The sequence below is a fragment of the Streptomyces sp. NPDC006332 genome, assembly GCF_040612855.1.
In the GTDB taxonomy this organism is placed as follows: Bacteria; Actinomycetota; Actinomycetes; order Streptomycetales; family Streptomycetaceae; genus Streptomyces.
Window position 1 is genome coordinate 1 of the sequence record NZ_JBEXRA010000009.1, and the last position, 15,211, is coordinate 15,211.

At 70.3% G+C, this 15,211-nt stretch carries 14 protein-coding genes; 2 read left to right on the forward strand and 12 right to left on the reverse strand.

Annotated elements, in window-relative coordinates; all coding sequences use genetic code 11:
- Positions 1–126 precede the first annotated feature (126 nt).
- The 12 genes from ABZ027_RS10660 to solA all read right to left on the reverse strand — a co-directional run bounded on the left by ABZ027_RS10660 (position 127) and on the right by solA (position 13,269).
- Positions 127–1,410, reverse strand: a complete 1,284-nt coding sequence (locus ABZ027_RS10660; protein WP_356766532.1) for an FAD-binding oxidoreductase — start codon at positions 1,408–1,410, stop codon at positions 127–129.
- 50 nt (positions 1,411–1,460) lie between these two features.
- Positions 1,461–2,126 (reverse strand): haloacid dehalogenase type II, encoded by a 666-nt coding sequence (locus tag ABZ027_RS10665; protein WP_356766534.1) that lies wholly within the window; start codon positions 2,124–2,126, stop codon positions 1,461–1,463.
- Positions 2,127–2,188: 62 nt separating this feature from the next.
- A complete protein-coding gene (locus ABZ027_RS10670) occupies positions 2,189–3,127 on the reverse strand; it encodes an aldo/keto reductase (protein WP_356766535.1) in 939 nt (312 codons plus the stop codon).
- The gene (locus ABZ027_RS10675; RefSeq protein WP_356766536.1) at positions 3,124–4,584 is read right to left on the reverse strand and encodes an aldehyde dehydrogenase family protein; all 1,461 of its coding nucleotides are present in this window, start codon (positions 4,582–4,584) and stop codon (positions 3,124–3,126) included. The genes ABZ027_RS10670 and ABZ027_RS10675 overlap by 4 nt, the downstream gene beginning before the upstream one ends.
- The gene (locus tag ABZ027_RS10680; protein ID WP_356766538.1) at positions 4,581–5,534 is read right to left on the reverse strand and encodes a M14 family metallopeptidase; all 954 of its coding nucleotides are present in this window, start codon (positions 5,532–5,534) and stop codon (positions 4,581–4,583) included. Before ABZ027_RS10680 ends, ABZ027_RS10675 begins: the two co-directional genes overlap by 4 nt.
- A 34-nt stretch (positions 5,535–5,568) precedes the next feature.
- Entirely contained in the window at positions 5,569–6,960 is a 1,392-nt protein-coding gene (locus ABZ027_RS10685; protein WP_356766540.1) for an aminotransferase class III-fold pyridoxal phosphate-dependent enzyme, read from the reverse strand.
- Positions 6,957–7,826 (reverse strand): ABC transporter permease, encoded by an 870-nt coding sequence (locus ABZ027_RS10690; RefSeq protein ID WP_356766542.1) that lies wholly within the window; start codon positions 7,824–7,826, stop codon positions 6,957–6,959. Before ABZ027_RS10690 ends, ABZ027_RS10685 begins: the two co-directional genes overlap by 4 nt.
- Positions 7,823–8,704: an ABC transporter permease gene (locus ABZ027_RS10695; protein ID WP_356766544.1), complete on the reverse strand. Its 882-nt coding sequence runs from the start codon at positions 8,702–8,704 to the stop codon at positions 7,823–7,825. Before ABZ027_RS10695 ends, ABZ027_RS10690 begins: the two co-directional genes overlap by 4 nt.
- Positions 8,705–8,748: 44 nt before the next feature.
- Positions 8,749–9,888 carry an ABC transporter ATP-binding protein gene (locus ABZ027_RS10700; protein WP_356766546.1) on the reverse strand — a complete coding sequence of 380 codons (1,140 nt, stop codon included), beginning with the start codon at positions 9,886–9,888 and terminating at the stop codon, positions 8,749–8,751.
- The gene (locus ABZ027_RS10705) at positions 9,881–10,990 is read right to left on the reverse strand and encodes an ABC transporter substrate-binding protein (RefSeq protein ID WP_356766548.1); all 1,110 of its coding nucleotides are present in this window, start codon (positions 10,988–10,990) and stop codon (positions 9,881–9,883) included. Before ABZ027_RS10705 ends, ABZ027_RS10700 begins: the two co-directional genes overlap by 8 nt.
- Positions 10,991–11,062: 72 nt before the next feature.
- A complete protein-coding gene (locus ABZ027_RS10710) occupies positions 11,063–12,136 on the reverse strand; it encodes a succinylglutamate desuccinylase/aspartoacylase family protein (protein WP_356766550.1) in 1,074 nt (357 codons plus the stop codon).
- Entirely contained in the window at positions 12,133–13,269 is a 1,137-nt protein-coding gene (gene solA / locus ABZ027_RS10715; RefSeq protein WP_356766552.1) for an N-methyl-L-tryptophan oxidase, read from the reverse strand. The genes ABZ027_RS10710 and solA overlap by 4 nt, the downstream gene beginning before the upstream one ends.
- Positions 13,270–13,552: 283 nt before the next feature.
- Here solA and ABZ027_RS10720 point away from each other — a divergent pair, with 283 nt between their 5' ends.
- Entirely contained in the window at positions 13,553–14,299 is a 747-nt protein-coding gene (locus tag ABZ027_RS10720; RefSeq protein ID WP_356766878.1) for an IclR family transcriptional regulator, read from the forward strand.
- A gap of 121 nt (positions 14,300–14,420) precedes the next feature.
- Positions 14,421–15,164 carry an IclR family transcriptional regulator gene (locus ABZ027_RS10725; protein WP_356766880.1) on the forward strand — a complete coding sequence of 248 codons (744 nt, stop codon included), beginning with the start codon at positions 14,421–14,423 and terminating at the stop codon, positions 15,162–15,164.
- Positions 15,165–15,211: the final 47 nt, after the last annotated feature.

Here is a 15,211-nt window from a genome sequence, read left to right on the forward strand (position 1 = left end):
GCGTTGGCGAACTTGTGGCGGGTGAAGTGGGTGTTGATGCCGGCCAGGAAGTCCTTCTCGCTGACACCGGGACGGGCGGCAGCGGCTTGGTGCGGTGACCGCGAGGACCACCGCGCGGTCTCGAACTCAGCGCAGCCGGTCCTTGGCCTTGTAATAGGCGCCACCGAACGGCAGGAACCAGGGGGTGCCGTTGTAGAAGGGGACGGGGACCTTCGGGAAGCCGAGACCCCGCAGGGGGTTGGCCTCCGGGCGGCCGTCCATCATCTCGGCGACCGCGCGGCCCATGTACGTGGCCATCTGCACGCCGTGGCCGCAGTAACCCATGGAGTAGTACAGGCCGTCGGCCTCGCCCGCGTGCGGCAGGCGGTCCCAGGAGAAACCCACCATGCCGCCCCACACGTAGTCGACCCGGACGCCCGCCAGTTGCGGGAAGATCTCCGTCATCTCCCGCTTGAGGACGTCGCCGCTCTTGACGTCGGAGGCGGGATTGGACGGCGCGAAGCGGGCCCGGCCGCCGAAGGCGAGGCGATGGTCGGGCGTGAGACGGATGTAGTGGCCGATGTTCTTCGAGTCGACCACCAGACGGGCGTTCGGGATGAGTTCCTTGGCGCGCGCCTCGCCGAGCGGTTCGGTGACGATGATGAAGCTGCCGACGTTGATCAGCCGCTTGCGGAACCACGGCATCACCTTGTCGGTGTAGGCGTCGGTGGCGGCCATGACCTGCTTGGCGCGGATGGTGCCGTTGAGGGTCTCGACCAGGAAGCCGCCGCCGGGGAGGCGGGTGAGGCCGGTGGCCGCGTTGCGTTCGTGGATCTCCGCGCCGGCCCGCTCGGCGGCCTCGGCAAGACCGTGCACGTACTTGCCCACGTGCAGGGCGGCGCTGAGCGGGTCGAGCAGGGCGCCGTGGTAGTAGTCCGAGTTCAGCTCGGACTTCAGCTCGCCGCGCGTCAGGAGGTGCATCTCGTGGCCGAAGTTCTCGGCCAGGTCACGCTGCTTGGCGCGCATCGCCTCGAAGTGCTGGGGCTTGAAGGCGACACCGAGTCGGCCGGCGCGGTGGAAGTCGCAGTCGATCCGCTCCTCGCGCGTGAGGTCCTCGACGACGTCGACCGCCTCGCGGAACGCATTGTAGAGCTCGACGGCACGCTCCTGGCCGTAGCGCTTGCGGGCCTCCGCGGGGCTGATGGTGATGCCCTGGGTGCACATGCTGCCGTTGCGCCCGGAGGCGCCCGAGCCGACCTTGTCCTTCTCGACGAGGACGACCCGGGCGCCCTTGCGGGCGGTGTGATAGGCGGTGGAAAGACCGGTGAGGCCGCCGCCGATGACCACCACGTCCGCCTCGTCGGGCAGGTCCTTTCCGGATCGGTCGGCGAAGACGGGGGCTGTGTCGAGCCAGTAGGGGATCTGCTTCATGGCGTACGTCCTCTGTGTTCTCTGTCCTGTGTCGCCGTGTCGCCGTGGGGTCAGCAGCCGAGCAGGGCCGGCAGGCCGGACAGGTCGGGCAGTTCGTCGTAGGGCTGGTAGTCGGCGCTGCCGGGGTGGCCGTAGCGGTTGATCCACACCCGGCGCCTCAGGCCCAGGTCGCGGGTCGGGATGTGGTCGTACTCCCAGCCCTGGGCGGTGTGGATGACCTGGGAGGGCTCGACACCCATCGCCTTGAAGGCGTGCTCGAAGGTCTGGCGGTCCGGCTTGTACGCGCCCGCCTGCTGGGCCGTGACGACGTGGTCGAACTCGACACCGATGTTCTCGACGTTCCGGGCGATCAGGTTGTCGTCGGTGTTGGAGATGATGGCGATCTCGTACCTGCTCTTCAGCGCGCGCAGGGCGTCCGGGACCTCCGGGAAGGGGCCGAAGGTGGGGACGGCCTCGACGAGGGCGTCGCCGTCGGACTCGCGGTACTCCAGGCCGTGCAGACGCATCGCCATCTTCAGGCTGGAGTGCAGGATCTCGTGGTAGGGGCGGTAGGCCTCCAGGACGGCCTGGAAGCGCATGACGCGGAAGTCGTCGAGGAACTCGTCGACGTCCAGGTTGTCCAGGTCCAGCCGGTCGGAGATGACCTTCAGGGTGGTGGGGCCGAGTTGGAAGTCGACCAGGGTGCCGTAGGCGTCGAAGGTGACGATCTCTCGCATGGTGTTCAGCCTCGTTTTCCGGGTGCCTATCAGGGAGTTGACCTATAAGGGAGTTGGGTGGGTCAGACGACTCGTTCGCCGGGGGCCACGATGGCGTCGAGGGCGGCCAGATCGGTCGTGTCGGGTATCCAGTCGGCCGCCGCCGCGTTGGCGATGACCTGTTCCGGCCTCATGGCGCCGCAGATCACGGACCCGACGGCGGGCAGGGCGGCCAGTGCGCCCACGGCGACCTCGAGGAGGGTCAGACCGCGTTCGGCGCCGTACGCGGTGAGCGCCTCGACACGGTCGAGGGCGGCGTCGGTGAGCCAGCCCTGCCGCCAGGACAGCCGACTGCCGGGCGGAGGCTGTTCGCCGCGCCGGTACTTGCCGCTGAGCAGGCCGTTGGCCAGCGGGTAGTACGGAAGCAGTCCGATGCCGTGACGGAGGCAGGCGGGGATGAGGCCCTGTTCCACGCCGCGGTCGAGGAGATGGTAGGGGGCCTGCGTGGACACGAAGGCGTCGGTGAGCTGCTCGGCCGGGAGGTTCGAGCAGCCGATGTGTCCGATCGTGCCCTCGTCGACCAGCTCGCGCAGGGCCGCGGCCGTCTCGTCGAGCGGCGTGACACCGTCCGGCTCGTGGTACTGGTACAGGTCGATCCGGTCGGTGCCCAGGCGGCGGAGTGAGGACTCGACGGCGTGGCGGATGTAGGCGCGGGCGCCGCGTCGGCCGTACCGGTCGTCCTGCGGGTACATCTCCATGCCGAACTTGGTGGCCAGGACGACACCGTCACGATGTCCCTTGAGCGCCGCGCCGAGCAGGCGTTCGCCGTCACCGCGCCCGCTGCTGCCCTCGCCGAAACCGCCGTACATGTCGGCCGTGTCGAACAGGGTGATCCCGGCGTCGAGGGCGGCGTGCACGACCGCCTTCGTGCCCTCCTCGTCGAGGCGGGAGCCGAAGTTGTTGCCTCCGACGCCGACGACCGAGACGGTCGGGCCGCGTTCGCCCAGCGTGCGGTACCTCATGACCGGTCGCCGAACCCTATGCAGACGTTCTTGGTCTGCGTGTAGCCGGCCAGGGCTTCGAGGCCCTTCTCCCGGCCCCATCCGCTGTGCTTGTAGCCGCCGAAGGGGAGTTCGACTCCGGTGCCGACGCCGGTGACGTTGACGGAGACCTGACCGGCCCGGATGCCCTCGGCCAGGCGCATCGCCTTGTCGATGTCACGGGTCCAGACGTAGGAAGACAGGCCGTACGGGCTGTCGTTGGCGATCCGGAGAGCCTCGTCGGCGTCGTCGAACTCGATGACCGTGATGACGGGGCCGAAGATCTCCTCACGGGCGCAACGCGCCTGGTTGGTGAGGCCGGTGAGGACCGTCGGCTCGATGTAGTAGCCGTCGGCCAGGGCGGGGTCCGACGGGGCTTTGCCGCCCACGCGGACCGTCGCGCCCTCCTCCCGTGCCAGGTCCAGGTAGCTCAGTACCCGGTCGCGCTGCCGGGCGGCGACCAGAGGGCCGATGTCCGGGTCCGTGGAGCCGGGGCCGACGCGGAGCATGGCGATCCTCTCGACCAGCCGGTCCAGGAACTCCTCGGCGCCGCGCTGGAGCAGCAGCCGGGTGCCGGCCGAGCACATCTGTCCTGCGTTGCTGAACGAGGCGCCCATGATCGCCTTCAGTGCCAGGTCGAAGTCGGCGTCGGCGAAGACGACGAACGGCGACTTGCCGCCCAACTCCGTGACCGACGACACCACGTTGGCGGCGGCCGCCTGGGCGACCTTGATGCCGGTGGGCACCGAGCCGGTGAAGGTGACCTGGTCGATGTCCGGGTGCCCGGCGAGGGCCGCGCCGGTCTCGCCGTCGCCGGGGACGACGTTCAGCACGCCCGGCGGGAGACCGCACTCCAGGGCGATCCTGCCGATCTCCAGCGGGGTGAGCGGCGCCTCCGGGGAGGGCTTGAGGACCACCGTGCAGCCCGCGGCCAGTGCCGCGGCGGAGCCCCTCGCGGTGTTCTGCAGCGGGTAGTTGAACGGGATGATCTGGCCGGAGACGCCGATCGGCTCACGGACGGTGTAGTCGATCAGACCGGGCCCGAGGGGGATCGTGGATCCGCCGAGCTTGTCGGCGACGCCCGCGTAGAACTCGAAGTAGCGGGCGGCGGCCTCGACATCGGCCCGGGCCTGGCCGAGCGGCTTGCCGACGTCCTGGCTCTCCAGGCAGGCGAGCCGTTCACCCTGGTAGCGGATGGCCTCGGCGATCCGGTACAGGACACGGCCCCGGTCGGCGGCGCGCATCCGGGCCCACTCGGGCGCCGTGAACGCCGCGCGGGCGGCGGCCACCGCCTGGTCCACGTCCGCCTCGCCGGCCAGCGCCACCTGGGCGATGGCCGTCCCGTCGGACGGGTCGAGGACGGTGAAGGAGCGTCCGTCGGCGGCCGGGACCTGTTTGCCGTCGATCAGCAGCTCGGTCAGCTGAAGTGCGGCGGTCATGGCCGGATCTCCCCCTGGACCTCGCCGAAGATGACGACCTCGTCGCCCGGACGGACCGTGCGGATCCGGCGCACCCAGAGCACGATGCCGTCCTGCGGGGCGCGTACCTCCTCCAGCGTGTTGCCGTAGTGGTCGCTGATCGCGGCGATCAGGTCGCCCTCCTTGCAGTTGTCCCCCGGCTCGACGTGAGCGACGAAGAAGCCGCCGGCGTCCGAGCGGGCGAAGGTGCCGGAGACGGCGGTGTAGGTGCGCCGCAGCTCCGCCTCGCCGTCGATCATCTTGAGCTGCCGCATGATGTTGCGGATCGAGTGCATGTGCAGGGCGACGTTCTCCTCGCGGTACGTGCCGCCGCCGACCTCGATGGTGATGGCCGGCTTGCCCGCGGCGAGGGTGGGGTGGCGGACCGTGCCGCCCCACTTGCCGCCCTTCCAGACCAGCTCGTGCCCCGCGGCCAGGGCGAGGTCCGTCGCCAGGTCCTCGTAGCCGCCCTGGAGGATGACCAGCGGGGCGATCTCCCCGAAGGTGCCGCCGGTGTGGAGGTCCACGAGGGCGTCGATGGCGGGGACGACCTGCTCGACGAACGTGGCGGCCAGCCGCAGGGAGTACGAACCGTCCGCGTCACCGGGGAAGATGCGGTTGAGGTTGAGGTGGTCCAGGCCGCTCGTGCGGGCCGCCGCCTCGAACGCCGGGGTGTTCATGCAGGGGATGGCCACGAGGGTGCCGCGCAGGGTGGCCGGGTCGACCTCGGCGAGAACACGGCGGACGGCTTCCTGACCGTCGTACTCGTCGCCGTGCACGCCCGCGTCCACACACAGGACCGGACCGTCCAGCGTGCCGTTGACGACGACCAGCGGGATGCCGAGTTCCACGCCGTAGGTGCTGGTGCCGACCGGGATGAGGCCCTGGGCGCGCGTACCCGGGGCGACGGTCAGGGGACCGATGGAGTACATGTCGTTCCTTCCAGAAACATGGTCGAAGCGGGTGTCACAGGCGGGCGGCCGCCTCGTCGAGGGTGTCCGCGACGACCTCGGCGATACGGTCGAGGAGGGCCCGGTCGCTGATCAGCGGAGGCGCGATCTGCACCAGCGGCGCGGCGCGGTTGTAGACGCGGGCGAGGAGCCCCGCTTCGCGCAGCCGGCGCGGGATCAGGTCGACGATCAGATCGGCCCGGGCGGTGTCGCTGAAGCCGCCGCCGTCGAGGTCACCGACGAGTTCGCAGGCGTAGAAGAAGCCGGCGCCGCGGACGTCACCGACGATCGGCAGGTCCGTGAGGGACGTCATACGGTCCGCGAGACGGTCCTGGAGGCCGCGGACGTTGTCCAGGATCCGGTCCCGCTCCATGATCTCCAGGCTGCGCAGGGCGATGGCCGCGCTCAGCGGGTGTCCGGCGAAGGTGTAGCCGTGGTTGAGGACGGCGCCGGGCCGGTTGATGACCTCGGTGACCCGATTACTGACCAGCGTCGCGCCCATGGGGGCGTATCCGGCCGTGATGCCCTTGGCGACGGTGACGATGTCCGGACGGGCGCCGTAGCGGTCGCCGCCGAACCACTCCCCCAGTCGTCCGAAGGCGGTGATCACCTCGTCGGCGACGAGCAGGAAGCCGTACCGGTCCGCCAGGACCCGGAGTCCCTGCCAGTAGCCCTCGGGCGGGGTGATGCAGCCGCCGCGGTTCTGCACCGGCTCGGCGATGAGCATGGCGACGGTCTCCGGGCCCTCGGCCAGGATCGCGGCCTCCAGCTCGGCGAGGAGACGGGAGGTGAACGTCTCGTCGTCGACGAACTCGGGTGCGAGACCGAAGCGGTTGGTGTTGGACACGAACCGGGTCTCGATGGCGCCCGGGCCGTACGGCTCCCGCAGCCCCGGGTCGTCGGTGAACGACAGGGCACCCACGGTCAGCCCGTGGTAGGCGCCGCGCCGGGAGATCGCCTTGGTGCGGCCCGCCTCGCCGCGCAGGGCGTGGTAGCGGCGGGCGATCTTCCAGGCGGTCTCGACGGCTTCGGCGCCACCGCCCGAGAAGAAGGTGTGCTCGATGTCCACCGGGGCGAGCCGGGACAGCCGCTCGGCGAGCTCGATTCCCGTCCGGTGCGCCGAGCCGGACCACAGCGGGCTGAAGCACAGCTCACGCAGCTGCTTGTCCGCGGCCTCGGCGAACTCGGGGCCGTAGGAGTAGCCGAGCTGGCAGCAGTACAGGCCCGAGAGGCCGTCGATGTAGCGCCTGCCGTCGGCGTCCTCGACGTAGGGGCCCTCGCCGCGCCGGACGACGAAGACGTCCTCGCCGCCCGGGCCGAGCGAGCCGTTGGGGGTCATGTTGAGGAGCAGGTGTCTGGCCGCGGTGGCGGACAGTTCACCGGCGGGGGTGCGGGTGCTGGTGGTCATGGGGCGATCTCACTTCCGGCGGCGAGGCCCACGCCGGGCTCGGTCGGCAGGATGCCCTCGTGCCTGCCGGTGCCGCTCAGTCGGCGTACCACGGCGACCAGGGCGAGAGCCACCACGGCGACCCCGATGAGGATCGCGCTGACGGCCGTCACCGACGGATCGACGTCGTACTGGAGGACGTTGAACACCTGGACCGGCAGGGTCACGGTGTTCACGGAGGACAGGAACTGCGAGATGAAGAACTCGTCGAAGCTGGTGATGAACGAGAAGGTCGCGGCGGCGACCAGTCCGGGCATGGCCAGCGGGAAGGTGATGCGCCGGGCGACGGTGACGCGGCCGGCGCCCATGCTGGCGGCGGCGTCCTCCAGCCGTTCGTCGATGCCCTGCAGCGTGGCCATGAGGATCATCACCGCGATCGGTGCGGCCAGCACGGTGTGGCCGAGGGAGATGGCGATCGGGCTGCCGAGCATGGCGGCCGGTTCGAAGAGCAGGAACAGGCCGAGCGCGAGGACCACTTGGGGGATCACCAGCGGAGCCAGGACGAGACCGTAGACGGCGGAGCGGAGTGGCAGCTTGCTGCGGACCAGGGCCGTGGCCGCCGTCATGCCCAGGATCAGGGAGAAGACGGTGGTCAGGGAGGCGACCAGGGCGCTGAGCGACAGCGCCGCCGGCCACTTGCTGCCGTCCGCGAACAGCGCCTTGTACCAGTCGATCGTCCAGGAGGAGGGCGGGAAGGCTCCGAAGGCGTCCTTTCCGAACGAGGTGACGACGATGACGACGATCGGCAGCACCAGGAACAGCAGGATCAGCGTGGACAGGACGGCCAGGGTGACGCGTCCGGCCGGCGTGGAGCGGAGCTCGGTCATGACGCCGTGCCTCGATTCCGGTACGCCTCGCCCGCCGACTTCAGCACCCTGAGCAGCAGCAGTCCGGCGAAGGTGAACAGCAGCAGGATGATGCCGAGGGCCGCGGCACCGTTCCACTGGTCCTGCTTCATCACCTGTTCGTTGATGAGCGAGGCGACCATGGTCTGCTTCGCGCCGCCCATGAGGGCGGGGGTGAGGTAGTAGCCGAGGCAGAGGATGAAGCACAGCACACCGGCGTTGACGAGGCCCGGGGCCACCAGCGGGACGTAGACCCGGCGGAAGATCGTCAGCCGTCCCGCGCCCATGCTGGCCGCGGCGGCCATCAGCCGGCGGTCGATGCCCTTCATGACCGCGTACAGCAGCAGCACGGTGTACGGCAGCATCACGGAGGTGGTGCCGATGACGACTCCCAGCTCGTTGTAGAGCAGGTCGAAGGGGGCGCCCGGCACGTGCAGGCCGGTCAGCGCGTTGTTGATGACGCCGTGTTCACCGAGCAGGATGATCCAGCCGTAGGTGCGCACCAGCGCGCTGATGAAGTGCGGCACGACCACGACCACCATCACCAGCCCCGCGAGCAGGGGCTTGAGCCGGGACACCGCGGCGGCCAGGACGAACCCGATGACCAGGCTGAGCAGCGAGGTCTCGGCGGAGATCCGGAGTGTGGTGAACAGGATCTCCAGGTTGGCGCCCCGGAAGGCGTCGGCGTACCAGTGGAGGGTGAAGCCGCCCCGCTCGCCCTTCAGACTCAGCAGCAGGGTGCTGAAGATCGGATAGACGAAGAGAACCAGCAGATACACGACGACAGGGGCGGCGTTGAGCAGCCCGAAGCGGGTGCGGCGGTCGGACAGCGCGCGGTTCAGTCGCTTCTTGTGGGGCACCGGAGGGGCGGAACCCGTTACGGGAGCCAGCACGGCCATACTTGTCACCCCCCGCTTTCCGCGTCGGGGAACACGCTGACGTTGGCGGGATCCACGCTGAGGCCGACGCGCTCGCCCAGGACGGGGGCCCGGCCGGCCGGAAGTTCCAGTCGTACGAGTCCGGTGTCCGCGCCGCCGACGGGGCGGACGGTGGCGCGGACGAGCGTGCCGACGTAGGTGACCGTCTCGACGGTCCCGGTACAGAACCCGTCGTCGGCGGGACACAGGACGAGCCGGCCGGGCTGCACCGCGGCGCGTACCCGTGCGCCGTCCGGGGCTGCCTGCGGACGGGCCTGGAGCAGGCCGCCGGTGTCCAGCCGTACCAGGGTGTGGTCCGCCGTCTGTTCCTCCAGCCGGCCCGGGAGGAAGTTGGCCGCGCCGAGGAAGTCGGCGACGAACGGGGTACGGGGGCGCTCGAAGAGTTCCCGCGGGGTGTCGAACTGGTCGATCAGCCCGTCCCGCATGACCGCGATGCGGTCGGAGAGGACGAGAGCCTCCTCCTGATCGTGCGTCACATAGATGACGGTCAGGCCGAGTTCCTGCTGGATGCGTTTGATCTCGGTCTGGAGCTGATCGCGCAGTTTCTTGTCGAGGGCGCCGAGCGGCTCGTCCATGAGGATCACCGGCGGGCGGTAGACCAGGGCCCGGCACAGGGCGACGCGCTGCTGCTGTCCGCCGGACAGTTCCCGCGGGCGGCGTCGGGCCATGGCCGACAGGCCGGCCATCTCCAGGGTCTCGCCGACACGGCGCCGCAGCTCCGCCTTCGGCACGCCGCGCAGTTGCAGCGGGAAGGCGACGTTCTCCCACACGGTCATGTGCGGGAAGAGCAGGTACTGCTGGAAGACGAAGCCGAGACCACGCTTCTGCGGGGCCAGTCGGGTCACGTCGTTGCCGCCGACGACGATGCTTCCGGAGTCGGGTTCGCAGAACCCGGCGATCATCATCAGGGTGGTGGTCTTGCCGGAGCCGGAGGACCCCAGGAAGGTGACGAACTCGCCCGCCGCGATCTCCATGGAGACCTCGTCGACGGCCGTCACTCCCCCGTAGGTCTTGCGCAGTCGCCGCGCGGACAGCGGCTTTCCGCTGCCGGCCAGTGCCGCCGGGGCGACGATCGACGGCTCGGGCATCACGTCGGTCTCAGGCATGCGCCCACTCCTGCCAGCGCTTGGCCACCATGTCGTCGTTCTCGGCCCACCACGCGACGTCCAGGTCGAAGCCGGTCCTGAGGTGCTCCGGGGAACTGCCCAGGTTCGCGGCGACGGACGGGGAGAGCTTCTTGTATGCGGCGGGCACCGAGGGGGCCATCGGGTACAGCTCGGCGTAGGCGGCCTGCACGTCCGGCCGCAGCGCGAAGTCGATGAACTGGTAGGCGGCGTCCAGGTTGGCGGTGCCCTTGGGGATGCCGTAGGCGTTGCTCTGCCGGCGGGCGCCGTTCCACTGGTAGGCGAGTGGCGAGCCCTGCTTGATCAGGGCGTCGAGGCGGCCGTGCCAGACGCTGGAGGCCACGACCTCCTTGCGGCCGAGGAGCACGCCGGGGAGGGCGCCGGTGTCCCAGAACTTCTTGACGGACCCCTTGATGGTGTCGAGGGACTTGAAGGCACGGTCCACGTCGAGCGGGTAGAGCTTGTCCAGGGGCACACCGTCGGCGAGGAGGGCGAACTCCAGCTCGGGCCGGTCCGCGTCCAGGCCCTGGAGGGAACGGCTGCCGGGGAATGCCTTGGTGTCCCAGAAATCGGCCCAGGAGGAAGGTTTCTTCCCACCCCAGGCGTCGGTGCGGAAGGCCATGACACTGGCCCAGTAGTTCTTGCCGATCGCGTTGGGGGTGACCAGGGTCTTGGCGATACCGGCGTTCGTGGCGTTCTTCAGCCGGTCGTAGTCCAGTTCCTCGGTCGCGTCCGCCTTCTTGAAGCGCAGGAAGTCGGACATCGAGTCGTCGATGACGTCGAACTGCGGGCGGCCCTGCTGGATCTGGGCGAGCATCTGCGCGTACTGGATGTTCACCACCTCGATCCGGATCCCGGTCTCCTTGGTGAACGCGTCGTAGACGGCCTTCTGGTTGGCGTCGCCGTACGTGCCGCCGCTGTCGCGGACGACCAACGTCTTGGAGCTCTTGCCACCGCCGCCACCGGCCACGGACCGGCTGGTGCCGGTGCCGCAGGCGCTGAGGGTGGTCGCGGCGGCGATACCCGCCGTGGCTCCGCCTATTCCGCGCAGGAACAGTCTGCGGTCGATCCGGGAGTCTTTCATCGTGTGCCTCCTGGTGGGGCTGGCCGTAGGAAGGGGAGCGCTGGGGCGTCCGTAGGGGGCTGGACAGAGGGTCTAGGCGTGGGGGTCCGGCTCGGCGGGTGCGACACCGACGCCGGGGGTCCGGAAGTCGGCCGGTCGCGTCGCCGGGTCGGGGTCCCACGGGGCGGCGATGGCGGCGAGTTCGTGGCCGGGGGCGACGGTCAGGCCGTGCATGCCGTAGAAGAGCCGCCCGCCGACCGGGGTGTGGACCTCGTGCTCCGCGCCGTCAGCCGGGTCGATGATGCGGCCGATGAGGTCGCCTTCCGCCACGTCGTCACCGGCGCTGAACTCCGGGTACCACAGGCCGGTGGCCTCGGCCGTGACACCCGCGGCCCAGACCCATTCCCGGACGGCCGGGGCGGTGGTGCCGGTCGGGCCGTTCTGGCCGGTCGGGGCGAGCACGCTCAGGTGGCGCAGTGCCTGGAGGACACCGTCGACGCGGCGGTCGGCCGTGGCGCCGTCGCGCTGCCCGAGTTCGCCGACCTCGACGAGTACCGCCGAGATGCCCCGGCGGGCGGCGGCCGCGTGGCTGTTGCCGCCGTCGGCCTCCAGTCCGAGGATGACGTCCTCGATACCGAAGGAGCCTGCCAGTTCGGCCGTCGCCCCATCGAGGTCCGGGGCTCCGGTGAGGCGGTAGCCGACGAAGTCGCGCAGGACCTGGTCGATGCCGCCGCAGTGCAGGTCGATGTAGACGTCGGCGCCGTCGACGAGGTGGGCGAAGAGCCAGGACGCGAGCCGCTCGGTGGGGCTGCCGTCCGGGTCACCGGGGAAGACGCGGTTGATGTTCACGCCGTCGACCGGAGAGACGTTGAGCCGGCCGTCGTACACGGCGGGCGGGTTGGCGACCGGGCAGATGATCACCTGGCCGCGCACCTCGTCGGGGTCCAGCAAGGTCGCCAGGCGCGCGGCGGCGTCGACGGGGGTGAACTCGCCCCCGTGCACGCCCGCGGTGATGGTGACGCGAGGGCCGGGGCGGGCACCGTTGACCAGTGTCAGCGGAAGGTCGACGGTGAGGGTACCGAGGTCGGCGCGGACGCTGCCGCGGGTCTTGGTCCCGGGCTCGGCCCGCAGGGCACCGACGGAGAGGGCTTTGGTCACGGTGGTCACGCCTTCGCTCGGTCGAGGGTGGAGATGAAGTCGATGGGCCGGGGCGAGGAGCCGTCCAGGGCCAGGTCCGCGGCGATGTCGCCGAAGGCGGGCGAGAGTTTGAAGCCGTGGCCGGAGAAGCCGGCGAGCAGAACGACGTTCTCGGCGCCGGGGAGCGGGCCGACCAGTGGTCGGCTGCTCTCGGTGTAGCCCTCCATGTAGACGGAGAGGCGGGTCGGATCGGGGTGCAGGTCCGGCAGGTGACGCACGATCAGCTCGGAGAAGATCTCCAGCTCGTCCGGCTGTACGGTCCGGTCCAGCTGGTTGGGGTCACCGGCCGGGCGGTGCAGGGCTCGGGACAGGCCGAGCTTGACCGACACCCCGTCCGGGGAGGGCAGGCCGTAGCAGTGGGTGGGCGCCGTACGGATGAACGCCGGGCGCTCCTCGCCGAACCAGGCGTCGGTGGTGGGCACGTACCAGGCGCTGACGAGGCGGCGGATGTCCACCTCCCAAGGCAGGTCGGGAAGCAGGTCGTTCACCCAGGGGCCCGGGGTGACCACGGCCGTGTCGAAACGCTCACTGCCCGCGTCGGTCCGGATCTCCACTCCGCCGGCGACGGGCACGATCTCGCGGACCGTGGTGTAGCGGTGGATACGGGCGCCCAGCTGCTCGGCGCGGCGAGCGGCGGTCTGGATCGTCAGCTCCGGGCGGATGAAACCGGCGCGGCGGTCGAGCACGGCCGCGTCGCCGTTCTCGACGCGGTACTGCGGGAAGCGCTTGGCGAGGGCCTCGGCGTCGAGGACCTCGTGGTCCAGGTCGTGCTCCGCGATGGACTGGAGGACCGTGGCCATCTGCTGGTGCTCGGTCGGCCCCATCAGCAGGCACCCGGTCAGGCGGCGAAGCTCACGGCCGGTCTCCTGCTGGAGCTGCTCCCACAGGACGTCGGCGTGCTTGAGCAGTGGCACGTACCGGGAGTCCTCGAAGTGGGCACTGCGGAAGATGCGGGTCTCACCGCCTGCGGCGCTGCGGTCGTGGCCGGGGGCGTACCGGTCGTATCCGACGACCTCGGCACCACGGGCCGCCAGCCGCCAGGCGGCCTGGCTGCCCATCGTTCCGACGCCGACGACGGCGACGCGCTTCCTGGCAGCTGACACAGGGGTTTCCTTTCGTATCGCCGGGGCGCATTCTGAGCGCCCCGGCGCGAGGCTGTCCGATTCGAAGAGAGGTCCGGGCGAGGGCCAGGCCCTTCGGCGCCCTGCGGACTGCATCCGCCCCGGGCGGGGAGTCCGGCTCGCTTCCTCGGAGCCCTCCGAGGAGCCGTGCCACATTGTGGAATGCTGTGCTAGAATCTGGCACGAGAATGGCAGTGGCCCGGAGGGGAGTCAAGAGGGTGTCTGCAAGAAGTTCCGAGGATTAACGGGGGGAAATCGGATGGAAATGAAGAGCGTCACCAGATCGCTGCGCATCCTGGAGGCGGTCGCCCAGCATCAGCCGGTGACCGTCGGGGAGCTGACGAAGCTCTTCGGCCTCCCGAAGTCGACGGTGCAGCGCACCCTGGTCACCCTGGCCGAGGCGGGCTGGCTGCGGGCGAACCGCAAGGACACCACCCGCTGGGAGATCGGTGCACGCGTGCTGGCCGTACGGCCCGCCGCCCTGCAAGGGTCGAGCCTGTTCGCCGCCGCCCGCGAGCCCATGGTGCACCTGCGCGACAAGGTGAACGAGACGATCCACCTGTCGGTACCGGACGCCCTGCAGTGCATGGTCGTGGTCGACCGCGTGGACTGCGACCACGCCGTACGAACCTTCCACGCCATCGGCGACACCTCACCCCTGCACGCGACAGCCGCCGGACGAGCGGTCCTCGCCCATCTGCCGAGGCGGGACGTCGAGGAGCTGATCGCGCGGGGGCTGGAGCGCTACAGCGACACGACACCGACCGATCCCGATGAGCTGCGCGCGGAGCTGGACCAGATCCGCACCGGCGGCTACGCGGTCAACCGCAACCAGTACCGCCCGGGCGTCTGCGCGATCGCCGCACCCGTCCTCGACGAGGACGGCACACCTCTGGCGACGGTGGCAGTCTCCATGCCCGATTCCCGGTTCGACGCGGACGAGCTGCCCGAATGGGGCCGCCTCGTCACCGAGACGGCCGCGGAGATCACGGGGCGCCGGCTGGGCGCCTGAGCAGGCGGTGCCGCCATGGCGGCGCGCCGCGAACTCCGACCCCGACACAGATGCTGACCCATGCCACATTGTGGCATGGTATGCTGTAATCCGGCACACGAGTGAGGGGGTCCGGATGGAGATGAAGAGCGTGACCAGGTCGCTGCGCGTCCTGGAGGCCGTGGCGCAGCACCAGCCGGTCACCGTCGGGGAACTCACGAAGATCTTCGGGCTGCCCAAGTCGACCGTGCAGCGCACCCTGGTGACGCTCAACGAGGCGGGCTGGCTGCGGGCGAACCGCAGGGACACCACCCGCTGGGAGATCGGCGCACGCGTGCTGGCCGTACGGCCCGCCGCCCTGCAGGGGTCGAGCCTGTTCGCCGCCGCCCGCGAGCCCATGATGCGGCTCCGCGACACGCTGAACGAGACCATCCACCTGTCGGTGCCCGACGCCCTGCACGGCATGGTCGTGGTGGACCGCGTCGACTGCGACCACGCCGTACGGACCTTCCACACCATCGGCGACATCTCCCCCCTGCACGCCACCGCCACCGGACACGCGGTCCTCGCTCATCTGGCGAAGCGCGAGATCGACGAGGTCGCGGCAGGCACCCTCCAGGGCTACGGCGAGGAGACCATCACCGACCCGGTGGAACTGCGCGCGGAACTCCGCCGCGTCAGAGACCGGGGATACGCCGTCAACCACAACCAGTACATCCCGGGTGTCTGCGCCATCGCGGCACCTGTCCTGGACGGTGACGGCGTGCCGCTGGCCGCCGTGGCCGTCTCCCTGCCCGACTCCCGCTTCGAGCCCGACCGGCTCCCCGAGCTGGGACGACTGGTGACCGGCACCGCGGCGGACATCACCACCCGCCACCTGGGCTGAGGGGTCCTTTCCCTATGAGCGGCAAACCCGCCGCTCCACCGATGCCC